The following is a 24,437-nucleotide window of genomic DNA, read 5'->3' as shown; positions in this document are numbered from 1 at the left end:
AGACCAGCGTGCACGAGGATACTCAGAAGCAGGGAGCTGGCACCGGCCTTGCGCCACATCTGCACGAACTTGTTGGGCGGCGGCCCCACTTCGATGTGGGTGAGCGCCGGGGGATGGTAAACCTCTCCCTCGTGGTGCTCTGCCACGACGGGGACAGGGCCGTCGTCGGTCCCTTCTAGAGAAACGGCGATGGCTGCGCTCGGCACGGGCATCACGGGCGAAACTCCGGATGCTGGAGCTGGCACCGCAGGCACGGGCATGGCAACAGGGACGGCAGCGCTGGCGGGCTTGGGGGCGGCCGGAACGGCTCCGGTGGAGGGAGCGGGCGGAGGCATCATCGCCGGCATGGGCATCGTCGGCACATATCCTGGTGGATAGCCGGGCATCTGAGGCGGATAGCCTTGGGGCGCCGGGTAGCCCTGAGGGGGATAACCCTGGGGCATCGGATAGCCCTGAGGATAACCGGGCATCTGTGGCGGATAGCCCTGGGGTGCGGGGTAACCCTGCGGGTAGCCCGGCATCTGTGGCGGATAGCCTTGAGGAGGTGGATAGCCCTGCGGATAGCCGGGCATCTGCGGCGGATAGCCCTGCGGAGGCGGATAACCATGAGGCAACGGCTGCGTGGCACCTGGGTTTCCTGGTGGTGGCGGATTCTGCGGCGTTCCTGGAGGCGGAGGATTCATTGCGGTAATGGGCTAATAGTCTATATACGCGGTAGCCCCACCTCCCTACAAGGTTAATTTGTGTCCAAAATTAACGGGTTATGGATGCTTTTGGTCCGGTTTTGGGGCGGGCTTATGGGGGCAGAGGGCGGCTGGGCGCAACGTAAGCCCCCCAAGCCAAGGTGGATCCTCAGGCTTTGATCACGCCCTTGAGCACCTTCATCTGCGACGCGGCGCGTTCTTCCACGAAGGCCATCGCTTTTTTGACCTTGGCCTGAGCCGCGGGGTAGTCTTTGTGGATGCTCATGAGGATCTCGAACATCTTGGTGGCGGGCGTGGAGTCGAATTCGGGGGCCCATTCTTCGAGGCCGATGTCCTTGAACATCCAGCACTTGGGCGAGTGGAACTCGGAGAAGGTGTGCATCATCGGCGTGCCATTGGCCAGGGCCATGATGGGTGTGTGCGGCTCGTGGCAGATGACGGTGTGGGCACGGGCGTAGAAGGAGCAGGCTTCGTCCACGTTCCAGAACTCGTCGAAGTTGACCACGTAGGGTTTCAGATCGTCGGACAGGGTGTCGTAGATGAACTTCTTGTTGTACTCCATCTCCTTGCGCGCCTCGGGGGCGATGACGACTTTGAACCCGGTTTCCTTGACCCACATGGCGATAAGGTCCTGATAGACTTTCGCGCGGCGGGTGTCGTCGGCGATGTTTTCCGGGGTGGGGTGCAGCGGGTTGAGCTTCTGCGGGCGCTTGTCATCCACGCCCGGGCTGGTGGGGGTGTGGGTGCGGAGCTGGATGGTGATGAACTTTTTCTCTTCCAGGCCGTGCTTCTTCATGCGTGCCAAGGCTTTCGCCTCATCGCGCACGTCGATGCCGAAGCAGCCGTCGGGGCCGAACTCGAGGACGGGTGGTTTGACGCCGGTGTCTTGGAGGAGCTTGAGTGTTTTGGAATCGCGACAGTAGATGTAAGCGGCGCTGTTCAGCAGCGCGATGCGCTTGTCTGCATCCTTGCCGGTGACCATGTCCGGGAAGTACGACTGACCCTGCAAGCCCCAAGGCTTGCCGATCTTCTGGCAGTAGATCATGAAGTCGGTGCTCTGGCCCATGCCGGGGCCTTGGAGGAAGAAGTCGCTGCGATTGATGGCCTGCTGCACCGCTTCACCCTCTTTGGAAAGATAGCCCTTCACGATCTCCAGCTTGGGAAAGCGCTTCATCAGCATCGCATCCACCGCCTCATTGGTGTTCGCGGCCCAGAGGATGACTTTCGCTTCGGGGAGATATTGCTCCAGAAAGCGAAGTGTGCCTGGGGTGTGGCCGATATCGCCGATGTTCTTCGTGGCCCAGCCGCAGTGGAGGAGGACGGTTTTCTGCGGGGAGGTGGCGGTTTGCGCGAAGGTGGAGAGGGCAGGGGAGCCGAGGGCGAGGGCGGAGGTGCGGAGGAAGGATCGGCGGGTAGGCATGGGGTAGCTAGATAGAGAATAAAGGTGCGGAAGGTGCCTTCAAAATGTAACTTGGATCGTATAAGGTGTGCGAGTGACACCAAAGAGAATGTTTCGCAGTGTGGCTATAAGACTCTTTAGCCTGCATGTTCTTTATTGTTGTCGTGTAATATTTTTTTATGGTTACGACTGGAATCCGTAACTGCCGAGCCGCAGCTAACTCAAGACACACCCAAGGGGATTGCATGATAAATGGTGACGAAATCAAAAAAAAGACATCCGCTTGACGAAGCGCTGAAAAAAGAGTGCATTGATGACCGCCTCTGGGATGCCAAAGCAAATCAATAAAGGGCTCACAAAATGGCTCAAGGTGGATCATGAGATCGCTAAGAACCCCTCGAGTGATGTAGCCGTCCCGGAGCGTATAACTGACAAAGGCTCTCATGGCTTGGACGCTATAATTTGGAAGTGATAAAGTGCGGAGACGACTACTACAAGGGCAGTCAGGCCGCCATAAAATGTCATTGACCAGTTGAAGGCGGCATGGAAAACTCGCTGCCGATGTGAGCGAGTTGCACGCTCTGTGGTGATCGGCATGCCTACGCCATCTAAAAGTCTGGAACCTGCACTCCTGGATTGGATGCCATCCTGGAGATCCTTCATGCGAATACGGACCTTCTCTTGATAATAGTAACTCTGAGCATCCGCGATCCAGAAGAAAGCGATCACCATCATAGCGCCAACAAATAGTGATGGATCAAGTGACTGCTTGGTGAAACTTGCAATCAGGGTTATGGAAGAACCGAGGACTGTCGCACACAGTTTCTTCAGTTCGAAGCAACTTTTGCTCATCTCAAGCGCCACGGAATGAAGCTGGTTGATGCTTTGTGTGTCCAGTTCGTTCTGTGTCATATTCTGTTTCGTTTGTATGAGAGGCCACATGCTTTTCAGTGGCAAATTTTCACCTCAAAAATTATTCCTGCCTGCGCTGTAGATTCGCCACGATGCGCATTACGCCATCCGCGACACTTTTGGCGGCTTCATCTTGGTTGGACCAAGTTGTGAGTGGCTTCCCGTCGGTCGGGAGCGCCAGAAGATGACCAAAGGGCGCTTCCATCCAACCGCAGGGCCGGAGTATAACCGGAACAACGACTGATCGCCCTGCTGCGTGCTGATCGAGTGCTTGCCTCATCTCAATATCGTAACAATAGTCAGAAGCTAGGAAACTGGAACTCACAAAAAGCAGGATTATATCGGATGAAGCTAGGTAACTTGTGATTTCACTTTTTACAGTTGAGCCTCCGAGAAGCTTGCGGTCCCACCATTTGCGAATCTTGCTCATTCTGTCGTATAGAACAAGGTGTTCGCGCACTAGGCTCATCAAAGATTCATCAGCGTGTGAATACGACAGAAAAATGTCGTACGGCCTAGAGGGTATTTCAGGAGGCTCCGGAATAAAGGTGACAGTGGGCATGCCATGGGGTGAGTAATCAATGGAATGAGGAGCCAATACTGCCGCATTCCCCACTTCGCTCGATATTGGGTTACCCAAATGTGAATAGCGTTGCTGAAGCAATGCTTGAAATTTTTGCACTGGTTCGTTTTCAGCAAGCCTTGAATCGTCGCACAATTCCATCAAGAGCCTGTATTGAAGATGTGCCGGGAAAGCCCGCAGATTTTCAATTAGCGCTGTCCGTTTGTTCGAGGCTTGAAATGGATATGTCGCATGTGGAATGTCCACATTGTGATCCACAGCAAAAGCGTTGCAGTGCAATAGAATTTGTGGCCCCGTGAGCCCTTTATAAGTTTCAGCGATCACGTCAGCTGCTCGGCTCAGAAATGACACAGGTAAACTATGTTCCATAAACGTATGCGTGGGCACAATTCAGATGTCGTCAAGTCATCCTTCCTGGAGGTGGGTGAGAATTCATTTTTTAAACACACTTCGTGAGAGTGGTTCGGCGACCACTAAACTCTCCCATCTTACTGCGCCGCCAGCGCCGCAGCAGCCTTCGCTTTCGCAATCTCCGCCTTCTTCAAAATCTCTTCCGCATTTTTTGCGTTCATCCAGGGCTTTGTCGGGGCTGCGTTCTTTGCTGAAGCGGGATTTGGCGGCGGCGCTGCGGTCTTTGAGGGCGGAGTAGATGTCGCCGCCGAGGAGGGAGGAGATGTCCACTTTGATCTTTTCGCGGCCGGCTTCCTGCTCATTGATTTCGTCGCCGTTGATGGGGCCGGCCTGATACTTGGGGAACATGATGGCTACTTCGGGGCAGACGCGGGAGCAGGCGGGGCAGTTGGTCTTGCAGTTGTCGTTGTTTTGCACCTGGATCTTGTGGTCCTCGCTGACGCCATAGACATCGAAGAGGCAGAAGCTGAGGCACTGCATGCAGTTGGTGCAGCGGGAGTAGTCGATCACGGGGAACCAGGGCTTCCATTTGCCGGGTTCGTTCATGGTTTTCTCGCCGCGGGATTTGTCCACCAGCGCAACGATGGCGTCGGGCTCCAGGCCGGTGATGTCGCAGGTGTCGATGGTGATCTTGCCTGTGGCGTCTTCCAGCGCGGGGGCTTTGCCTTCAAAGGCGCCGAGCACGAGGAGGTTTCGCTCGTCATGTGGCATAGCAGGGGCGCTGGCGCCCTGGCCGCTGCGGGTGACGGTGTAGCCTTTGTCGAGCAGGGCCATCATGACCTTGGCACGAGACTCGGCGGGAAGCTGGATGCTGCCATTTCCTTCGTAGAGGACGACGCGGAGGGGGCGGTGGGTGTGGGTGATCATGGCTCTGAAAAGGTCAAGGGGTCAAGAGACGGTCAAGGGGGCGTCAAGAAATGGTCAAAGGATCAGGCGGCGGTCACAGGGGCGGCGCTCAGAAGCGCGTCGGCGATTTCCTGGGCGGTCTGGGTGCGCATGTTGAGGATCTCGGTATCGGCGGGGAGGGGGGAGCCGGCTTGCTGGAAGAGGCCTTTGACGGCGCGGGGGTAGCAGGCCGCGATACGGAGGCTGCCGCAGGACGCGATGGCCTGGAGGCGGGGATCGCGGTGGGCGGCCATTTCGCAGAGGTCGGAGACGGTTTCAAAGCTGGCGCTGGAGTCGCAGAGCTTTTGCAGGACTTCGTTTTTGACGCCGGAAGGAACGACCTGGGCGTAGGCGCAGCGGCAGTAGAGGATGGTGGCGGAGGTGCTCAAAAGCAGTGAAAAAAGTGGAGCGTGATTGTGGGCGCAGGGAAGGGGCTCTGCAACCTTCGGAAATGATGTTGGATGAGAACACTGAACGGTCTGAAACACCGCAGAGATTCGGTTAACGCAGAGAAAGAATTCAAAAAATCAAAGAGGCTTGCTGAAAACGGTGGCTGCGCTTTCGAGCGTTAGATCACGTTTGCTTGCTGGCCCGCCTGCGGAAAGCGGCAGCTGCGCTCATTCTTCGCTGCGCGACCACACTCCAAATGGCGCCTTGTCGTTCGTTGAAAAACACAAAGCCGACCCGGAGGCCGGCTTCATGCCCTGACTGAATGTTTTTTTCCGAGCGCTACGAGGTGGTCTTGCGCTCGACGTTGAGGCCCATTTTGCGGTAGAGGGTTGCGATGGAGACGCCGAGCATGCTGGCGGTCTTTTCGCGGGAGCCGCTGTTGTACTTGAGGGTTTCCTGAATGAAGGCGCGCTCCTGGCCTTTGATGAAATCATCCAGCGTGGAGCCGATGGGGAGCTTGGTGATGCCCTCAGAGGTGGAGGGGGTAGGCACTTCGATCTGCTGGGTGACTTTGGCTGGCAGGTCGGAGGGGCGGACGCGGTCGTTTTCCGCGAAGGCGCAGGCGCGCTCGATGGCATTGCGCAGCTCGGAGACGTTGCCGGGCCAGGTGTACTTTTCCAAGAATTCGATCGCGCTGGTGTCGATGGTCTTGGGCTTGGCATCGGTGCGGTCGGCGAGGTCTTTGAGGAAGTGCTCGACGAGGGGACGGACATCCACGCGGCGCTCGCGAAGCGGCGGGATTTTGAGGGGGACGACGGAGAGCTTGTAGAAGAGGTCTTCGCGGAACTTGCCGGCCTTCACGGCATCTTCGAGGGATGTGGTGCTGGAGACGACGAGGCGGAAATCCGCGGCGTTGGAGCTGTTTCCCCAGCCTTTCTTGGACTGGGCTTCGTCGAGAAAGGTATTGAGCTGGGCCTGGATGCGGGCTGGGAGCTGATTCACCTCGGCGAGATGGATGGTGCCGCCTGAGACGCGATTGAAGATGGCGGTCTGGCCGAAAAGCTCGGTTTCCAGTGCATCCTCCGGCATGGCGCTGCACTGAAGCTCCTTATAAGGAGCACTGCTGCGGCGGCTGGCCTCGTGCAGGGCGCGGGCGACCATGTGCTTGCCGACGCCGAATTCACCTTCCAAGAGGACGGGGCTGTCGTTGTTGGCGACGCGACGCACGATGTCAAAAATGCGCTGGATGGCTTCGCTGTGGCCGATGAGCTTGGATGCTGAAGCGGAGCGGAGCGTGGCGCTGGGAATGCTGGTAGGAGTGGCGGCGGCGATGCCGTTGCGCTGCAGGGCCTGGTTCACCGTTTTGATGAGATCCCCGAGGTCGAATGGCTTGGTGAGGTAGTCGAATGCACCGAGACGCATGGCCTCCACGGCGGTCTCGACACTGCCGTGGCCGGTGACCATGATGACGGCGGTGCTGGGAAACTGATCGCGGCACATGCTGACGAGGTCGAGGCCGTTTACATCGCCGATGCGCAGGTCCACGATGACGAGGTCGGGCTGGTTGGAACGAATGGCTGCGATGCCGTCAATGCCGGTGGTGCAGCCGAAAACCTGATGACCGGCCGCTTTGCAAAGCTTGGTCATGAGTTCCAGAATGGCGGCTTCGTCGTCTATGATTACTAGTTTAGCCATATTATTATCGTAAAGTGAGAGGCATGGTTGATTGTTAATTAAGCTAAACGGTTCTCAGGATTGCGTCAATTTAAGATTCTCAAAAAGGAGAATGACGGGGTGCATGAGGTGTTTTGTCCTGCTTTTGGCAACCTGCTCTACCCTGCAGGTGGATGCTTTTGGTCTCCTCGGAGAGAAGGAGGAAGGCGTTCAATCCTTGGATTCCCACACGGGATCATTGGCGGCGAAACATTTCGCCAAGGCGGGGGTTCTTCTTTCGCGGTTTGAATTCAGCAAAGAGGAAAATAAAGTCTATTTTCAGGGAAACTCTTGGTATTCAGCCGTGTTTTACCCTTTGTAGTCAACTTAAACAAGACTTTCACATGACATCTAAATCCAACCGTATTACATGGCTCTGGGGAGCCCTCACTCTCACTGCTGCGGCGCTGCAAGCGCAGGACGTCAAGCCTGCGGATCAGCCACCCGCTTCACCTCAGGCTCCGGCCGCTACTGCACCCTCGCCATTGCCTCAGGCCGCGCCACCGCCTGCAGCAGCGCCGAGACCGAGCGCACCGCCGGCTCCTCAGCGTCGCCCGGACGCCCAGCCGAGTAACAGTGGCCCACGCCCCGAAGGCATGCGTGACGGGCAGCGTGGTCCGGTGAATCCCCCGAATTCGGGAAATCGCAATCCTGATAACGGACCGGGTCGCGACGGTTTCCGCCGCCCTCCAATGGATGGCCAGCAGGGAGATGGCCAACGCCGTCCGCAAGGCGACGCCCAGCCGCAGCCACAGAGCAACCCGCAGCACCGCCAACATGGGGACAATCAGGCGCAAGCGGGGCGCCCAGAGGCAGGCCGACATCCCCAAGGCCCGGGCTCCAGTGAGGGGCAAATGCATCGCGGACCCGGCTCGCAGCAGTTTGGAGCGCAGCGTGGTGGAGAGCATCGCGGACCTAGTCCGCAGCAGTTTGGAGCACAACGAGGTGGAGAGCATCGCGGACCTGGTCCGCAGCAGTTTGGAGCGCAGCGTGGTGGCGAGCACCGCGGACCTGGTCCGCAGCAGTTTGGAGCGCAGCGTGGTGGAGAGCATCGCGGACCTGGTCCGCAGCAGTTTGGAGCGCAGCGTGGTGGAGAGCATCGCGGACCCGGCCCGCAGCAGTTTGGAGCGCAGCGTGGTGGACGGCATCATGGACCGGGGGCCCAGCGTTTTGGAGCGCACCGTGGTGGACGTCATCATGGACCTGGTCCGCAGCAGTTTGGTTCTCAGCGTCGTGGTGAGCAACCCAGGCCTGGTCCGCAGCAGTTTGGCGCGCCACATGGTGGTGAACATCGCGGACCTGGTCCGCACAATAGCGCACCACGTGGGCGTGAGCATCGGGGGCCTGGCCCGCAGGGGATCGTAGGGGGGGCACCTCATCATCCCCAGCATGATGGCATGCGTGGAGGGGAACATCGTGGACCCGGCCCGCAGCAGATTGGAGCGCAGCGTGGTGGAGAGCATCGTGGTCCGGGCCCACAGAATTTTGGGCGTCCGATGAATTCGCCACAGCATGAAGGCGGACGTGGGGGCGAGCACGACCGGGGCCCAGGACCGAGGGACGTCGCAAACTTCGGTCCTCCTGGGCAAGGCGGACAGGGCCATCACGGCTCAGCACCCTCCAATCATGAGCATGGCCCGCGCGGGCCTGTGGCGATGAACCATGGGCATGAGACGCAAGCGCAGCCACCGGTAAATCATGCGCCAGGTCCTCGCGGTCCGGCGCCCATGAACCATGAGCACGGTCGTCAGGGGCAACCGCAAATGAACCACGCACCGGGCCCTCATGGTCCTCCTCCGGCAAACCATGAACGCGGCCGCGAAGGTCAGCCTCGTGACCGCAGCGTGTGAGCGGGTGCGGATTGGAAAATAAATCTGTGAAAGGCGGCTCGGGCAACCGGGCCGCTTTTTTGTGCGCATTGAAGGAGGCATTCGCTTCTCGTTTGTTGTGTTTGTGCAAACGAACTCCATAGTCGGCACCGCCGGACAGGACCTCAGACGGCCTGCCAAGACATTCACCGCATGAGCCTGGTCAAAAAACTCGTCAAAAAGTTCGCCCCAAACTCGCAGATTGCTGCGAACGGAGAGCCTGACCCGGCAGCGCTGCCCTGGTGGTCGCCGGACAGGTGGTCACATCTTTGGAACGGGCAGCCGCAGGTGTCTGCGGCTGCGGCTGCCACGGCGAATACCATGCTGCCGGTGCTGATCGAGGTCTTTGCCGCATTCAGCAAGCTGGACGGCAACATTGAAGAGGAGGAAGTCGAGTCCAGCCTGGGCTACCTGCGGTATGACTACCCCGAGGCGATCTATGCCGACATGCGCCGCCTTTACTTTGAGGCGCTGCAGGAGCCGCAGGACCTGACACAGCGCGCCAAGGAGCTCAGCCACAAGCTCACGCAAGAGCAGAAGATCCTCCTCGGCGTGCAGCTGTACCTGCTGATCTCCCGTGCGCAGCAGAATCAGCGGCAGATGGTGGAGTTCTATCTGTTCATGACGAATCTGGGCATCGCCGCCCAAGCCATCGACATCGTTTATCAGCTCAATGCGGGGGACAAGCCGCCGGAGGAGGGGTTTTCCACGAAGGGCGGCCAGCCACTGGACACGCTGCGGATCGGCGCCACGAAGAACTGCGATGTGCTACTGCGCTCGCTTTCGGATGACTGCTCGGTGGTGGCGTTTCGCTTTCAAAATCTGGTGCTGCTGAAAAACACGGGCAGCATTTCCATTCTGGTGCGCAGCCGCCGGCAGCCGCCGGGTGAGTTTTCGCGTTTGTATCCAGGCGAGCGCGTGGTGATGGAGGATGTGACGCTGGATTACAACGACCTGATCACGTACTTCAATTCCAAGAAGACGCTGTCAGGAACGCAGATCTACCTGACGCTGACCGAAAGTGGCAGCGCGGAGATAGCTCCGCAGCGCACACGCGGCACCAACCTGCGCCTGAGCTTTGGCCTGGGCGTGACGGTGGAGGCGCTGCGCACCACCAAAGCGACGCTGAACGGAGTGCTGCTGAGCAGTGGCACGGTGGTGGAGGCAAGCATTGAAGACAGCATCATCGCGCACGGGGAGGTGGAGATCGCACTGCGGGATCTGCGCGTGCGAGCGCAGGAGTTTGGCGGCCAGTTTCGACTGGAGGGCAGCCGCAATACCTATCTGGTCTCCAACAAGCCCGAGCTGCTGGATGAAGGGGACATTCTGCTCTCCGAGGATACCGATGGTGAAATCCTGCTGCGGATTGAGTGCAACTACGCGCAGAAAACCGGGGTGCTGGAAGTGCTGCGTTCCTCGCGACCGCTCTACATTGGTCTGATTCCCGTGCGTGACCGCATCACGCTGAATGATGGCGACACCATAACGCTGGGGGAGGGGCAGTACCTGCGCTGCCATTTTGCAGACCGCATCATTGAAGAGGAGCGCAATACGGTGCGGCAGATCGAAGTGCGGGAGCTCAGCCACCGATTTGACGGACGTGACACGGCGCAGGATGGCGTGAGCTTCCTGGCCCGCCGTGGTGAAATGATCTGCGTCATGGGGCCGAGCGGCTGCGGCAAGAGCACGCTGCTGCGCATCCTCGGCGGCCAGCTCAAGCCCAAGGGCGGCGAGGTGCTGATGAATGGCATGGCGCTGTACGACAACCTGCACAATCTCACGCCCTACATCGCCTACATTCCGCAGGAGGATGCCTTTGATCCTTTGCTGAAGGTGCAGGAAAATCTGGATTTCTCCGTGGCGGTGCGCTGCCCACATTTGAAAACGGAAGAGCGGCGCAAACGGGTGGACGCGAAGCTGGCGGAACTCGGCCTGGCCGATCTGCGCGACCGGCTGGCGGGCACACCGCAGCAGAAGTTTCTCAGCGGTGGTGAACGCAAACGTCTCAACGCCGGTCTCGACATGATCGGCATTTCGGACGTGTATCTGTTCGACGAGCCGACTTCCGGCCTGTCCTCCAAGGACAGCGAGCATGTGCTGGAGATCATCCGCAGTCTGGCGCGCAACAAAATCGTCATCACCTCCATTCATCAGCCGAGCTCGCGCCTGCTGCAGATGTTCGACAAGGCGCTGCTTTTGGACAAGGGCGGAAAGCTGGCCTACTTCGGCACGCCGCAGGGCATGATCGAGTATTTCTGGCGTGTGTACCATACGGAAACGGGCCAGGCTGGCGATGCGGATGCGCAGCCGCCGGACAAGCTTACGCCGGACTTTGTTTTTGACGTGCTCGAAACACCGCTGCGAGACATCAGCGGGGACATCATCCATGAGCGCAGCGCGGACGGACATCTGGTGGCGGCGCGGCGTTTCCCGCCGAATTTTTGGCGGGACTCGTATCAGCGGCATCTCATCATGGAGAGCATGGCCAAACAGAAGGCGGCGCCGGGGAGCACCAGCCTCATCGCAAGGCCAAAGAGGGATGAGAGCCAGAGCGCCAGCCGCATGCGAAACACTCCCAAGCCGCCGAAGCATACCTTTCGCGAGGAAAGCATTCTCTTCTTCACCCTGCTGAAGCGTGCCTTTCTCAGCAAGCTGCGCAATCGCACCAACCTTCTGACGACCCTTCTCGAAGCCCCGCTGCTCGCCTGGCTCATCTCCAGTGTGCTGAAGTATTCAGAAGAGAAGCACTACACCTTTGCCACGGCCTTCCACATCCCGACTTACCTCTTCATGAGTCTCGTGGTGGCGATGTTCCTCGGGCTGACCAACAGCGCCGACGAAATCATCCGAGACCGCCATACGCTTAGCCGGGAACGAAACCACAACCTGCGCACCTTTTACTACCTCAGCGGCAAGATCATCTCGCTCTCCACCTTTGCGCTCGCGCAGTGCGTGATTTATTTGCTCATCGGCAACTGGGTGCTCGAGATCCGGGACATGTTCCTGATTCACCTATGGTGGATGTTCCTCACCTCGCTCACAGGCGTGTGTCTGGGCTTGTTCATTTCCAGCATCGTGAGTGACAACCGCACGGCGGTGAATGCCATTCCGCTGCTGCTCATTCCCCAGATCATTCTCGGCGGGGCGCTGATCAAGTACGAGGAGATGAACAAGAACCTGGACCTCGTGTACTCCGTGGGCAAATGGCTCAAGAAATCTGGCAATGACGAGGAAAACGCCAGCAAGCTCAAGGTGCCCTTCATCTGCCAGTTCATGCCGCTGCGCTGGTCCTACGAGGGCATGGTCATCTCGCAGTCCAAGCTGAACCCGCTGACGCGTAACCAGGACTTTCTGGACGAACGCATCCAGTCGCTGCTGCCACCCTCCGGGGCGGACATGAGCGACAGGCAGCGTCATGAACTGGAGCTGACCAAGCAGTCGCTGGCGGTCGTGTCAGGACTCTATGCCGAAAACCCTCGGGAAATCTCCAAACGTCTCGGCTCCATCCGGGATGCCGTGCTCAGCGGCCGCATCGAGCCGCCGATGCTCGACAGCATGCTGCAGCAAAACGACGGCGTGAGCGCCGAGGAAATCTACGTGAACCGCAAGGTTCTCGATCTGGTGACCAAGGCCGAGATGGAGCGTGAGGACTACCGCCGCAAAGCCAGCCCTAACGTCTTCTTTGGCACACGTAAAACCTACCTGGGGACCAAGTACAACACGCTTTGGATCAACAGCATCGTCATCCTTTTCTCCCTGGCGCTCATCATTACCGCGGTGGAGATCAGCTTGAGGAGACAGCTGACGAAGGTGTAGGAGGGCGGCTTTTTACCTGCCCGGGAGCTGTTCGTAGCAGGCGGCGTCGGGTTCCGAAGTGTAAACGAGACCGGCCTTCTGGCGCAATTTCTTCCACCGTGCGTTGGAAGCATCCGCTTCATCGTCCATAAACGCGTGGGCAGACACCTCGATCTGCTAAGCCACTGCATGACTGCAGAGAATGCGAACGCCAACAACGAATGCGAGTTTCATGGTGATGAGTTCCGTGGGGTGGCCGGACAGAACTCATCATTCAACCATGCGGCCGGACCGCAAGACGCTTGATTTCAGGTTGGCGCGGCGGGGCCGGAGACACTTACCTGGCCGCTTTCTTCAAAGCGGCGGTGACATTCTCCACCGTCAGCAGTTCGGGCAGGAGCAGCGGTGCTTTTTCACCTGGGATGTAGAGGACGTTCACCGGAATGGCGCCACGACCGAGGGCTTCGAAGGATTTTTTGATGATCTCATCCTCGTTGGTGTAGTCAGCACGCATTGTGACGACGCCGAGGCTTTTGAAGAGGGCCTGAAGCTTCTCATCAAAGTAAACGCGCTTGTTCACCTGGCAGGTCAGGCACCACTTGGCGGTGTAGTCGATGTAGACCGGTTTTCCTTTGGTGAGATAATCCTGAACCGAAGCCTCCGTCCACGGCTCCCACATGAGGCCGAATTCAAACACGGTTTTCGGCTGGTTTTTCTCCACTTTTGGATGCGGCCACCCGAGTGAGAGTCCTCCGACGACCGCGAGCAGGGTCAGCAAGACAGCCTTGGCGCGTGTGCCTGCCGGCTTGTGAGGCAGGGACCAGCGTCCGTAAATCCAGCAGCCAAGCGCCACAAGCACGAGGCCGAGCATAAGAAAGAGCAGGGGAAGGCCATCGATCATGCCAGTCAGCACCCACAACATGTAAATGACGGTGCCGAAGAGCAGAAAAGACATGCCCTGCTTGAAGCTTTCCATCCAAGCGCCCGGACGTGGCAGGGCAGAAACGAGCTTTGGAAACGCAGAAAGCAGCAGGAAGGGGCTGGCAAGGCCGAGACCGATCAAGGTGAACAGCAGCATGGCCTGTGGTGCGGGAAGCTTGACCGCCACGCCAAGCGCGGTGCCCAGAAATGGAGCGGAGCAGGGAGTGGAGACAACGGTGGCAAGCAGGCCGGAGAAAAAGGATCCGCCGAACCCGTGCTTTGCCTGCAGGTTGGCTCCGACCCCCACAGCAGAGGCACCGATCTCGAAGACGCCCGCCATATTCAGGCCGAAGATGAGGAAGAAGGCGGCGAGCGAGTAATTGACACTCGGAGACTGCAACTGAGTCCCCCAGCCTTTGCCCAGGACAACCACGAGGGCGCCAAGCACCCAGAAGGAAAGAAGGATGCCGAGGGTGTAAACAAGGCCATGCAGCACGACTTTTTTGCGATCCGAGCCTGCCTGCTGCACGACACTGACGACCTTGATGCCCAGCACAGGAAACACGCATGGCATGATGTTCAGGATCAGGCCGCCGACGAAGGCGGAAAACATGATGAACAGAAAGCTCTGCGGGGCCGCGTCAGCCGCCGGCGCGGCCTCAGGGATTACGGCTACGGGAGCCGTTTTTTTTTCCGCGCTGGGCGCGACGATGCTGACGCTCATCCCGGCTTCTTCCGTGAAAGGCAGGCAGGATTTGTCATCGCAGACGAGGCCGTCCACCTTCACCTGAATATCCACCTTGGAGCCAACGGCAGCATTTGCCGCTGGGATGATCTTTGCAGGCAGCTCCACGGTGCCTTCGTAGCCCTCGCTGGGGGAGCCATCGACCGCTTTAAAGGCATGCACGGCAGGCCAGGGGAGATCCTCGGCCTTCCAACCTTCAGGCAGCGTCCAGATCAGTTTGGTTGGCTTGCCGACGACTTCGGGGGGCAGCTTTTTGCCGTAGATGTGGAAGTTTTTTTCGATCTCCACCTTCACTGTGACCTGCAGCGCAGTCTCGGGGGCGGCGGTGGTGGATTCCGAAGTCAACTTGGCGGCGACCGGTCCCTTTTTTTCGCCGCCGCCACCCAACCCGAGAGGATCAAACGGAATGCTCTGGCTGAAGGCAGGGAGGGCGAGCAGGCACAGGCAGAGGATGAGCAGGGACTTCATGGTGGGAGACTTCATTGGCAGGTAGGAGAACGCGCCGGGCGGGTTATTCCCATCACGGCGCGTTATGCAGAACGAATATGTCAATACGGCTTAGAGCGTCTTGTGGCTGCCATCGCAGAAGGGCGGGTTTTTGGTGTGCTTGCAGTTGCACAGCCAGACCTTCTTCGCCTCGGGCAGGTTGAACTTCTTCGGTCCAAATCCGGTGCCCTTATGGCTGCCGTCACAGTTCGGCTGATGTCCGCTCAAGCCGCAGGCGCACCACCAATGGTCTCCAGCAGGCAGTTCGACAGCGACGGGTTGTTTATCGTGGATTTTGGGAAGTGGTGTTTCCATGGGGGAAGCTTGGCAGTGGAGAGAGTGGGCGTCAAGGAGGTGCCTAGATCACCGATTCCAGCACCTCACGCACAAGGGCTGGGCCACGATAGACGAGACCGCTGTACACCTGCACGAGCGAGGCGCCTGCTTTCATCTTCTCTTTTGCATCGGTGCCGTGGACGATGCCGCCCACACCGATGATCGGGATCTGCTCCTTGAGCAGCATGCGGAAGGCCTGCAGAACAAGGTTGGAGCGCTCGCGCACGGGGGCGCCGCTGAGACCGCCAGCTTCTTTCTCGAGGCGATGGCCGGCGACGGCGGTGCGATCGATGGTGGTGTTGGTGGCGATGACGCCGTCGATGTGCTGTTCATTGAAGACACGGGCGAGCGCTTCGATCTGCATGTCATTGAGATCGGGGGCGATCTTCACCAGCAGCGGCACGGTTTTGCCGTGTTCTTTCTTCAGTGCAGCCTGTTCGTTTTTCAAAGCAGCGATCAGTTCGCGCACGGCTCCCTCGGCCTGCAGATCACGCAGGCCTTTGGTGTTGGGGGAGGAAATGTTGACGGCGATGTAATCGGCCACGCGATAGGCGGCCTTGAGGCAGATGAGGTAATCCTTCACGGCGTCCTCATTTGGTGTGTCGAAATTTTTGCCGATGTTCACTCCAACAACGGCTTTGGTACGGCGATTTTCGAGCTTCTTCACCGCGGACTGAATGCCGGGATTGTTGAAGCCCATGCGATTGATCAGGGCCTCATGCTCGGGCAGACGGAAGAGGCGTGGCTTCGGATTGCCGGGCTGTGGCCGAGGCGTGAGCGTGCCGACTTCCACGCTGCCAAAGCCGAGTGAGCCCCAGGCTTCCACGGCGCTGGCCGATTTGTCCATGCCTGCGGCGAGTCCGAGAACGTTGGGAAAAGTGAGGCCCATCACATCGCGTGATTGCGGCGTGCCGCTGACCACGGACTTCAGCATGCCAAGACGATGCGCGATGATCATCATCTTCACTGTAAACGTGTGCGCCCGCTCGGCATCGAGCTTGAACAGCCAAGGTTTAAGAACGGGATAAAAGGATTCGATCAAGGTCATGCGTCTGGCGGAAGAATGGATTTCACAAGCGCTGCCACGGCTTTGCCGAGACGTCCATGGGCTGCTGCATCCAAATGAATGCCATCGCTGCCGGGCTCGATCAGTGTCTGGGTATTGAGAAAGCCGCAGCCGAGTGAGCTGGCGAGTGCCTCATAATACTTGGGGAGTTTGCGGCTGTCCTTTTGCCCGTTGGGAAACTTCGCGGCCACATCCGGCAGGTGCAGCTGATCGCCGACAGCAGGCGGGCAGAGAAGCAGGAGTTTGGGGGCTTTGTTGCCGATGCCTGAATCGCTGCCCAAGATCATCTGGGCCAAGATTTTGACTCCGGCGGCGATTTCCCCGGGGGATACGCCATAAACGGCTTTGAGGTCATTGGTGCCGAGCATGAGCACCACGAGATCCAGCGGCTTGTGGGATTCCAGGATCGCGGGAAGGACGGCTTTGCCGTTGCGTGCGAGGGCGAAGGGATCGTCATGCACCGTGGTGCGGCCGTTCTGGCCTTCTTCGATCACACGGAAGCTGGTGCCGAGTTCGGCGGCCAGAATGCCTGTCCAGCGTACGTTATGAGGGTGGCGTTCGGGGAAGGGGGCGGAAATGCTTTCGGGCATGAAGCCCCAGGTGTTTGAATCGCCAAAGCAAAGGATGTTTTTCATCAGGCTGGCATGTTTGGCGTGGCCTGAGGCCGGGGCAACTGGTCTCAACAAATGTGAATAACTCATCAAAATCCAGCTTGCGCGCCTTTTCGTCTGTGTTAGACATCCTGCCCCCCGCTCCAAAAGCGGGGTTTTGAGTTCCCCCCGACTCACCCTCTTTTACTACTCCTGTATGCGCGTCCGTACCTCCGTTAAACCTCTCTGCGAACTTTGCCGTGTAATCCGCCGCAAAGGTGTTGTCCGTGTTGTCTGCAAAAATCCACGTCACAAACAGCGTCAGGGTTGATCCTCATTTTTTAAATCCCAACTCACTGAATTATGGCACGCCTGCTTGGAGTCGAAATCCCGAACGAAAAGAAAATCGAATACTCACTGCCTTACATCTACGGCATTGGTCTTCCTGTCAGCCGCAAGATTCTTGCGGCCACCAACATTGACCCCAACATCCGTGCAGGTGAGCTGAGCGATGAACAGATCGCCGCGATCACGCAGACCGTTCAGGCGATGAAGATTCCGATCGAAGGCGACCTTCGTCGTGAGCTGCAGATGCACATGAAGCGCATCCTGGGCATCAACTGCTACCGCGCCCATCGTCATCGTCGTGGTCTGCCAGTGCGCGGCCAGCGCACCCACACCAACGCCCGCACCCGTAAAGGCCCGCGTAAGACCGTCGGTGCTCAGAAGGCGAAGTAATCTGAATTTTAAGCAAAGCACGTTCTACACACCATGGCTGACGAAACGACCCCCGCCGCACCTGCCGCAGCAGCTCCTGCTCCTGCCGCACCTGCAACCCCTGCTGCTCCTGCCGCACCCGCAGAACAGCGTCCCTCCACCAGTGGTGACAAGCAGGTCTCCCAGAGCGTCTGGCTCGAGATCGGTGGCGAAAGCGCCGAGCAGCAGAAGGTCGTCAAGGCCAAGGGCTCCAAGAACGTTTCCCAGGGCATCGTCCATGTGTATGCCACCTTCAACAACACCATCGTCACGATCACTGATCGTATTGGTGGCGTGATCGGCTGGTCCACCGCTGGCAAGATGGGCTTCCGTGGCTCCCGTAAGGGTACCGCATACGCCGCCCAGGTCGTTGCTCAGGACGCCTGCCGCCAGGCCATGGGCCATGGTCTTCGTGAAGCTGAAGTCCGCCTTCGCGGCCCAGGCTCCGGTCGTGAGTCCGCCGTGCGTGCCGTGCAGGCCCTCGGTGTCGAAGTGACCACCATCAAGGATGTGACCCCCATCCCGCACAACGGCTGCCGTCCGCCGAAAGCCCGTCGCGTCTAATCTCTCAGCTTTTTTCTACCACCTACTATGGCTCGCTACACTGGTCCTCGCGAAAAAATCAATCGCCGCTTTGGCATTGCGCTTTTCGGTCCCTCCAAATCCCTCGAAACCCGCAATTTCCCACCAGGACAGCACGGCGCTCGCAACACCCGCCGCAAGACTTCCGAGTACGGCACCGCCCTCGCTGAAAAGCAGAAGCTGCGCTATCAGTACGGCCTCATGGAAAAGCAGTTCCGCCGCTTCTTCGCAGAAGCTCAGCGCCGCAAGGGCGTGACCGGTGAGAACCTGCTGCAGATGCTCGAACTGCGCCTCGACAACGTCGTGTATCGCATGGGCTTCGCCAACACCCGTTTCGCTTCCCGTCAGCTCGTCAGCCACCGCCACATCACTGTGAACGGCAAGGTCGTGAACATTGCCAGCTATCAGGTGAAGCCCGGTGACGTCGTCGCCGCCCGCGCCAGCAGCCAGCGCAGCCAGCAGCTTGTCGGTCGTTTCCTCGAAATGACCCAGGGCACTCCTGCTTCCGACTGGATGACTGTTGATCGCGACAAGATGAGCGGTGTGGTCAACCGCGTGCCAGTGCGCGAAGAGATCAACCCGATCGCCAACGAGCAGCTCGTCGTCGAACTCTACTCCCGCTAATCCTTCCGGATCAGCTTCAAATTCTCAAAAGGGACGCTTTCGAGCGTCCCTTTTGCTTTTCCATCCAGCACCCTTAAGCTTTCCCCATGACCCCGACCCGCCTCGAACTCATCGGCAAAGAAGTCGCCCTCGTTTGGAACGATGGCACCGAGCAGTACATCCCCATGGAAAAGCTCCGGGCTGCCTCGCCGAGCGCCGAAAATACTGGGGAGCGCGATCTGCTGGGCAAGAAGATCGGCGGCACCGATCAAAAGCACTTTCCCGGCGTCACCGTGAAGGACTGGCGCATGGTGGGAGGATACGCGATTCAGTTCGATTTTAGCGACGGGCACAACACCGGGCTATATACCTTCGACTACTTGCGGGCTTTGGATGGGGTGGAATGATTGGGGCTTGAACAGGTCTTATAGGACCTAGGCGACCTATTGATCATTCTCCCACTACACTCACCAGGATGCTGCGCGTATGCGGCGCCCGGCGGTGCTCGAAGAGGAAGATCCCCTGCCAAGTGCCCAGGGCGAGGCGGCTGTTGACCACAGGAATGACTTCGGAGGTTCGAGTCAGCGCCATGCGCAGGTGGCTTGGCATGTCGTCCGGGCCTTCATAAGTATGGACGAAATACGGTGTGTCTTCCGGCACCAGATGATCAAAGAAACTGTGCAGATCGGTGCGCGCTGAGGGATCGGCATTTTCAAAGATCACCAGGCTGGCGCTGGTGTGCTGCACAAAAACCGTGGCCATGCCTGTGCGGATGCCGCTGGTGCGCACGATTTCCTGGCAGCGATCCGTAATTTCGTAGGTGCCTTTGCCACGAGTGGAAAGCGAGAACTGTTCAGCGTGGGCGGCCATGGGAGAGAAGGGGATGCTGGGGATAGATACGAAGATGCCATGTGACTCATCATCACATGGCATCTGAATTTTCGCCGAGATGTGCGGATTACGCCAGTTCGGCCAGCTTGGCCTTCACGGCTTCAAAGTTCGGCAGATCCTTTGGAGTGGCGGTCTGTTCGGAGTATTGAATGGTGCCGCTCTTGTCGATGACGAAGGCCGCACGGGCGGAAGTGTCGCCGATGCCTGCGAGTCCAGGGAAGAGCACTTCGTAGGCCTTGGTGGTTTCCTTGTTCAGGTCGCTCACCAGAGTGATGCCGATTTTTTCCTTCTGCGCCCAGGCTTCCTGAGCAAAGGGGCTGTCCACGCTGACGCCGATGACTTCGGCGTTCAGGTCGCTGTAGGAGCCGAGGCCGGCGGTGATGTCGCAGAGTTCCTGAGTGCACACGCCGGTGAAGGCGAGGGGGAAGAAGAGCAGGACGGTGTTCTTGCCGGCGGGCAGCGAAACATCGCTGAGACCAGAGGCGGATTTGGATTTCAGAGTGAAGCTGGGAGCTTTGGAACCGACGGGGAGTGCCATGGAGGTTGTGTGGGTGTGGGTTGCGTTCAGGCCGGGTGGCCAGGAGTACGGACATCAAGGCCAGACTGGCCCTCAGGTCAAATCTATCGTTGCTAACTGCTGGGACGGATGCTCGCGGTTTATGCCAGCGGCAGCAGCTCCTTGATCGGCTCGCCGAAGGGAAGAATGGGCATCGGGCGGCCCTGAAAATCATCAAACGTGTCATTCGGGTCGATGCCCAGATGCTGGTACACGGTGGCCCATAGGTCGTTCGGACTCAGGGGGCGTTCGATGGGAAACTCGGCCCGCGGATTCGTTGCACCGATGATTTGACCCGTTTGCATGCCGCCGCCGCTGACGATGAATGACATGGCATTGGGCCAGTGGTCGCGGCCGGGCTGGCTCACGCCTGTCTGGGTGCCGATCTGTGTGTTGATGCGGGGAGTGCGGCCAAATTCGCCGGTGATGATGACGAGGACGTCCTTGTCCAGTCCGCGCTGGTGAATGTCTTCGATCAGCGCGGACGCTGCCTGGTCATACACCGGCATGCGCCAGCGGGCGTCTGCATACATGTCGCAGTTTACGGCATGGCTGTCCCAGTTGTAGGTGCAGTTTTTCGGGATGGTGGTGGAGAAGGGATTCTCCCACACCATCGTCACAAAGCGGCAGCCTGCCTCCACGAGGCGGCGTGCCATGAGGCCGCGCTGGCCGTAGGTGCTGTAGCCGTAGCGCTCGCGAGTTTGCGGCGACTCTTTGGTCAGATCAAAAGCATCCCGAACGGAAGGAGTGGTCAGCATGCCAAAGGCGCGCTGGCTGAAGCTGTCCATGGCCTGCATGAGGCCGCTGCGGTCCATCTCGCGCTGGAGGTTGTCCATTCCCTGCAGCAGATGCATGCGGTCGTCCATGCGTGAAGCCATGTCCGGTGTCAGGCCGATATTTTCGACTTTAAAGTCCTTCGCACTGGGATCTCCCACGACCATGAAGGGCGATGAAGACGGGCCAAGGTAGGCGGGCCCCATTGAAAATACATCGATGCTGCTGCGACCGCGGTCCACCCCCGCCACGCAGGTGGGCATGGCCTGCCCGGCGCGCTGGAGCTTGCGCGTGATGATGGACTGCACCGAGGGGGCGTCATTGACGAAACCCACAGGCAGCGCGGGATTGCGTCCGGTCATGAAGCGCTTGTGCCCGCCGCCGTGATCCGCGAACTCATGATGCACGCTGCGGATGATGTTAAACTTGTCCGTGATCTTCGCCTGCTTTGGAAACAGCTCGCAGATGTGAGTGCCCGGCACCTTGGTGCGGATGGGATTGAGGACACCGCGGTATTCCACGGGTGCATTCGGCTTCATGTCATAGCTCTCCAGCTGAGACATGCCGCCCGGCAGCCAGACGAAGATGACTGATTTGTCCTTCAGCCTCTTTCCGGCAGCCTTGGCGATCGTCTCAGCGCGCAGCGTGTCAGCCAGGCTCCAGCCCGTGAGCCCCAGCGTGCCCATGCTGAGAAAACTGCGGCGCGACATGGGGCCTGCGCAGCACTGCGGATGGGCTGAGGTGTGGAGTGGCATGGTGAGACGTGGACAGGTGGATATACGCCGCAGGCAAGGCATGAACTTTCACGACGCGGTTATTGGGCCTGTCATCTACTTGCTCAGCAGCTTCATGAAACGCTGCATAGCCGGAGAGGCTGCGCCTGCTGCATGGGCAAAAACATGCGAGATCTTTGGTGCATCGCGGATGGGCACCACCGCTGCCGCGCCATCCACCACACGGCGCAGAGAGGCTGGCAGCAGGGCGATGCCAGCACCCGCCGCCACCATGACCGCCACCGCCTGAGCGCGTGGAGACTCCAGCACGATGCGTGGGCGGAAGCCCGCGCTGCCGCACACCCGGCGCAGATACGCGGCAAAGGCGGGCGCGGCCTCGCAGGACACCGCCACCAGCGCCTCGCCTGCCAGTGCGCGCAGGTCCATACGCTGTCGTTTTGCCAGAGCATGGCCAAAGGGTACAAAGGCAGCCAGGGCCTCCTGCCGCCATGGCAGAAGATCGATGCCCGGCGTGCGCTCCTCCGGCGACAGGCCGATGAAGCCGCCATCCAGCGTACCTTGGCGCAGCGCCGCCAGCTGCTCTGCCGGCGGCAGATCCTGCACCAGCAGCTGCACCTGCGGATGCATTTCCCGGAACGTGCGCAGCACCTCCACCAGCTCCGGGCTGAGCACTGCGCTCACAAACCCAAGACGCAGGCGCTCCGTCTGCCCGGAGGCAAAGCGCCGCGTCGTCTCCCCTGCGCGGATAAGCTGCGGCATGACGCTGCGCGTTTCCTCATAAAACACCGCACCCGCCGCCGTCAGCGCCACCTTGCGTCCGCTGCGGTCAAATAACACCGTGCCCAGCCGCTGCTCCAGAGCGCGGATGTGCCGGGAGAGCGGCGGCTGCGCCAGATGCAGCCGCTGTGCCGCACGGGTAAATGACAGCTCGTCCGCCACGGCGGTGAAGCACTCCAGTTCGCGCAAAGAGAAGTCCATACCGAAAAGGTATCATAAACCAACAAAAGCGGTAGTTTTGTCATTGAGTGCTGTGGCTTACCTCAGCCCATGGCCATCAGCGACACCATCAAACGCGGCACCCTCCGTGCCCCCCACCGAAGTCTCCTCCGCGCCACCGGCGCCATCCAGTCTGAGAGCGACTGGGACAAGCCCTTCATCGCAGTGGCGAATTCCTTTGTGCAGATCATTCCCGGCCACGCGCATCTCGATGTCGTGGGGCGCAAGGTGCGCGCCGCCATTCGTGCTGCTGGCGGTGTGCCGTTTGAGTTTAACACCATCGGCGTGGACGACGGCATCGCCATGGGGCACGGCGGCATGAACTACTCCCTGGCCTCGCGCGAGATCATCGCCGACTCCATCGAGACCATGCTGCGCGCCCACTGCTTTGATGGCGTGGTCTGCATTCCCAACTGCGACAAAATCGTGCCCGGCATGATGATGGGCGCAGCGCGGGTGAACATCCCCACCGTCTTTGTCTCTGGTGGTCCGATGGCGGCTGGGCGCAACCCGCTCACCGGTCAGGCGCTGGATCTCGCCTCGGTGTTTGAGGCCGTGGGCAGGCATTCCAAAAACGACATCACTGAAGGCGAGTTGGGCGAGATCGAGCGCAGCGCCTGTCCCACCTGCGGCTCTTGCTCCGGCATGTTTACCGCCAATTCCATGAACTGCCTCTGCGAGGCGCTGGGGTGGGCGCTGCCAGGAAACGGCTCCATCCTGGCCGTCGATCCGCAGCGCGATGCGCTCTTTGAATCTGTGGGTCGCGCCATCGTCGATCTCGTCGCGCGCAACATCCGCCCGTCCGACATCCTCACACGTGCTGCGTTTGAAAACGCGTTGGTGCTGGACATGGCCATGGGAGGCTCTTCCAACACCATCCTGCACACGCTTGCCATCGCACGCGAGGCTGGAATGGATCTTCGCCTGGAGGACATCAATGCCATCTCAGAGCGCGTGCCGCAGCTCTGCAAAGTCGCGCCTTCGGGTCTGCACCACATGGAGGACATCGATCGCGCCGGAGGTATCTCCGCCATCCTGCGCACGCTGAGCACTCGCCCCGGCCTGCTGCATTTGAATGCTATCACTGTCACCGGCCACACGCTCGGCGAGACCATCGCCCACGCTGAAGTGCGCGATGCCGATGTCATCCGCCCGCTGGAGAATGCCTACTCGCAGCGTGGTGGGCTGGCGATTCTCTTTGGCAATCTGGCTCCCAACGGTGCCGTGGTGAAAGCCGCTGGCGTTGCCCCATCCATGATGACCTTCAGCGGCCCCGCCGTGATCTTTGAGTCCGAGGAGTCCGCACGCATCGGCATCCTCGTCGGTCAGGTGAAAGCGGGCGATGTCGTCGTCATTCGCTACGAGGGCCCTCGCGGCGGTCCCGGCATGCAGGAGATGCTGGCCCCCACCGCCGCACTCGCGGGCCGTGGTCTGGCGGAATCTGTGGCGCTCATCACCGATGGGCGCTTCTCGGGTGCCACACGAGGCGGAGCCATCGGTCACGTCTCACCGGAGGCCGCAGCGGGCGGCCCCATCGCACTCATTGAGCCCGGAGACATCGTGGAGATCGACATCCCTCAACGCCGCCTCTCCCTGCGTGTGAATGAAGCCGTGCTGCAGCAGCGCGCCAGCCAGTGGAAACCACGCCCTCATACCGACCTCGGCCGAGGCTACCTGGCCCGCTACGCCAGCATGGTCTCCAGCGCGGACGAGGGCGCGGTGCTGAAGGTGGTGTAATAGG

22 protein-coding genes and 1 pseudogene are annotated in these 24,437 nt (G+C 59.6%); 8 read left to right on the top strand and 15 right to left on the bottom strand.

All coding sequences use genetic code 11. The annotated features are described in order from the left end of the window. The 7 genes and pseudogenes from ACILSR_RS24715 to ACILSR_RS24685 form a co-directional block, all read right to left on the bottom strand. Positions 1 to 683, bottom strand: a pseudogene (locus ACILSR_RS24715) (hypothetical protein); the annotation flags it as partial. A 169-nt stretch (positions 684 to 852) separates the two neighbouring features. After that, the gene (locus ACILSR_RS24710) at positions 853 to 2,124 is read right to left on the bottom strand and encodes a polysaccharide pyruvyl transferase family protein (RefSeq protein WP_395752480.1); all 1,272 of its coding nucleotides are present in this window, start codon (positions 2,122 to 2,124) and stop codon (positions 853 to 855) included. 420 nt (positions 2,125 to 2,544) lie between these two features. Next, on the bottom strand, positions 2,545 to 3,015 hold the full coding sequence (locus ACILSR_RS24705; RefSeq protein WP_395752479.1) for a hypothetical protein: 471 nt from the start codon (positions 3,013 to 3,015) through the stop codon (positions 2,545 to 2,547). 61 nt (positions 3,016 to 3,076) lie between these two features. Beyond that, positions 3,077 to 3,922, bottom strand: coding sequence for a toll/interleukin-1 receptor domain-containing protein (locus tag ACILSR_RS24700; protein ID WP_395752478.1), 846 nt, complete (start codon positions 3,920 to 3,922; stop codon positions 3,077 to 3,079). A 108-nt stretch (positions 3,923 to 4,030) separates the two neighbouring features. Further along, entirely contained in the window at positions 4,031 to 4,876 is an 846-nt protein-coding gene (locus tag ACILSR_RS24695; protein WP_395752477.1) for a ferredoxin family protein, read from the bottom strand. Between the two features lie 62 nt (positions 4,877 to 4,938). After that, entirely contained in the window at positions 4,939 to 5,283 is a 345-nt protein-coding gene (locus tag ACILSR_RS24690) for a hypothetical protein (protein ID WP_395752476.1), read from the bottom strand. A 340-nt stretch (positions 5,284 to 5,623) separates the two neighbouring features. Continuing rightward, positions 5,624 to 6,979, bottom strand: a complete 1,356-nt coding sequence (locus ACILSR_RS24685) for a sigma-54-dependent transcriptional regulator (protein WP_395752475.1) — start codon at positions 6,977 to 6,979, stop codon at positions 5,624 to 5,626. A gap of 795 nt (positions 6,980 to 7,774) precedes the next feature. Between ACILSR_RS24685 and ACILSR_RS24680 the strand changes: the two genes are divergently transcribed. Both ACILSR_RS24680 and ACILSR_RS24675 read left to right on the top strand, forming a co-directional pair. After that, positions 7,775 to 8,362 carry a hypothetical protein gene (locus ACILSR_RS24680; RefSeq protein WP_395752474.1) on the top strand — a complete coding sequence of 196 codons (588 nt, stop codon included), beginning with the start codon at positions 7,775 to 7,777 and terminating at the stop codon, positions 8,360 to 8,362. Between the two features lie 656 nt (positions 8,363 to 9,018). Continuing rightward, the gene (locus ACILSR_RS24675; protein ID WP_395752473.1) at positions 9,019 to 12,681 is read left to right on the top strand and encodes an ATP-binding cassette domain-containing protein; all 3,663 of its coding nucleotides are present in this window, start codon (positions 9,019 to 9,021) and stop codon (positions 12,679 to 12,681) included. 316 nt (positions 12,682 to 12,997) lie between these two features. Here the strand turns inward: ACILSR_RS24675 and ACILSR_RS24670 are convergent, their stop codons facing one another. The 4 genes from ACILSR_RS24670 to ACILSR_RS24655 form a co-directional block, all read right to left on the bottom strand. Next, positions 12,998 to 14,794, bottom strand: a complete 1,797-nt coding sequence (locus ACILSR_RS24670) for a thioredoxin family protein (protein ID WP_395752472.1) — start codon at positions 14,792 to 14,794, stop codon at positions 12,998 to 13,000. A gap of 90 nt (positions 14,795 to 14,884) precedes the next feature. Further along, positions 14,885 to 15,127, bottom strand: coding sequence for a CDGSH iron-sulfur domain-containing protein (locus ACILSR_RS24665; RefSeq protein ID WP_395752471.1), 243 nt, complete (start codon positions 15,125 to 15,127; stop codon positions 14,885 to 14,887). A gap of 43 nt (positions 15,128 to 15,170) precedes the next feature. Then, on the bottom strand, positions 15,171 to 16,196 hold the full coding sequence (locus ACILSR_RS24660) for a quinone-dependent dihydroorotate dehydrogenase (protein ID WP_395752470.1): 1,026 nt from the start codon (positions 16,194 to 16,196) through the stop codon (positions 15,171 to 15,173). After that, entirely contained in the window at positions 16,193 to 16,849 is a 657-nt protein-coding gene (locus ACILSR_RS24655; protein WP_395752469.1) for an SGNH/GDSL hydrolase family protein, read from the bottom strand. The genes ACILSR_RS24660 and ACILSR_RS24655 overlap by 4 nt, the downstream gene beginning before the upstream one ends. A 172-nt stretch (positions 16,850 to 17,021) precedes the next feature. On the opposite strand from ACILSR_RS24655, the gene rpmJ reads away from it, so the two are divergent. From rpmJ to ACILSR_RS24630, 5 genes are all read left to right on the top strand, one after another. Beyond that, positions 17,022 to 17,135: a 50S ribosomal protein L36 gene (gene rpmJ / locus ACILSR_RS24650; protein WP_133796336.1), complete on the top strand. Its 114-nt coding sequence runs from the start codon at positions 17,022 to 17,024 to the stop codon at positions 17,133 to 17,135. 32 nt (positions 17,136 to 17,167) lie between these two features. Next, a complete protein-coding gene (gene rpsM / locus ACILSR_RS24645) occupies positions 17,168 to 17,542 on the top strand; it encodes a 30S ribosomal protein S13 (RefSeq protein WP_395740251.1) in 375 nt (124 codons plus the stop codon). Between the two features lie 33 nt (positions 17,543 to 17,575). After that, a complete protein-coding gene (gene rpsK, locus ACILSR_RS24640; protein WP_395752468.1) occupies positions 17,576 to 18,124 on the top strand; it encodes a 30S ribosomal protein S11 in 549 nt (182 codons plus the stop codon). Positions 18,125 to 18,151: 27 nt separating this feature from the next. Continuing rightward, a complete protein-coding gene (gene rpsD, locus ACILSR_RS24635) occupies positions 18,152 to 18,766 on the top strand; it encodes a 30S ribosomal protein S4 (protein ID WP_395731179.1) in 615 nt (204 codons plus the stop codon). 86 nt (positions 18,767 to 18,852) lie between these two features. Further along, entirely contained in the window at positions 18,853 to 19,152 is a 300-nt protein-coding gene (locus tag ACILSR_RS24630) for a gamma-butyrobetaine hydroxylase-like domain-containing protein (RefSeq protein ID WP_395752467.1), read from the top strand. 43 nt (positions 19,153 to 19,195) lie between these two features. Here ACILSR_RS24630 and ACILSR_RS24625 read toward each other — a convergent pair whose 3' ends face one another. The 4 genes from ACILSR_RS24625 to ACILSR_RS24610 all read right to left on the bottom strand — a co-directional run bounded on the left by ACILSR_RS24625 (position 19,196) and on the right by ACILSR_RS24610 (position 22,678). Continuing rightward, positions 19,196 to 19,615 carry a secondary thiamine-phosphate synthase enzyme YjbQ gene (locus tag ACILSR_RS24625; RefSeq protein ID WP_395752466.1) on the bottom strand — a complete coding sequence of 140 codons (420 nt, stop codon included), beginning with the start codon at positions 19,613 to 19,615 and terminating at the stop codon, positions 19,196 to 19,198. Between the two features lie 88 nt (positions 19,616 to 19,703). Continuing rightward, on the bottom strand, positions 19,704 to 20,174 hold the full coding sequence (locus ACILSR_RS24620) for a redoxin domain-containing protein (protein ID WP_395752465.1): 471 nt from the start codon (positions 20,172 to 20,174) through the stop codon (positions 19,704 to 19,706). A 119-nt stretch (positions 20,175 to 20,293) separates the two neighbouring features. Then, positions 20,294 to 21,721 carry a DUF1501 domain-containing protein gene (locus ACILSR_RS24615; protein WP_395752464.1) on the bottom strand — a complete coding sequence of 476 codons (1,428 nt, stop codon included), beginning with the start codon at positions 21,719 to 21,721 and terminating at the stop codon, positions 20,294 to 20,296. 75 nt (positions 21,722 to 21,796) lie between these two features. After that, on the bottom strand, positions 21,797 to 22,678 hold the full coding sequence (locus ACILSR_RS24610) for a LysR substrate-binding domain-containing protein (RefSeq protein ID WP_395752463.1): 882 nt from the start codon (positions 22,676 to 22,678) through the stop codon (positions 21,797 to 21,799). A 69-nt stretch (positions 22,679 to 22,747) separates the two neighbouring features. Between ACILSR_RS24610 and ilvD the strand changes: the two genes are divergently transcribed. Next, positions 22,748 to 24,433 (top strand): dihydroxy-acid dehydratase, encoded by a 1,686-nt coding sequence (gene ilvD / locus ACILSR_RS24605; RefSeq protein WP_395752462.1) that lies wholly within the window; start codon positions 22,748 to 22,750, stop codon positions 24,431 to 24,433. Positions 24,434 to 24,437: the final 4 nt, after the last annotated feature.

Origin of the sequence: Prosthecobacter sp., from assembly GCF_044222565.1 — a bacterium.
In the GTDB taxonomy this organism is placed as follows: domain Bacteria; phylum Verrucomicrobiota; class Verrucomicrobiia; order Verrucomicrobiales; family Verrucomicrobiaceae; genus Prosthecobacter.
Note: the sequence above shows the minus strand (reverse complement) of the source record. Positions and strands in the feature narration are given on the sequence as shown.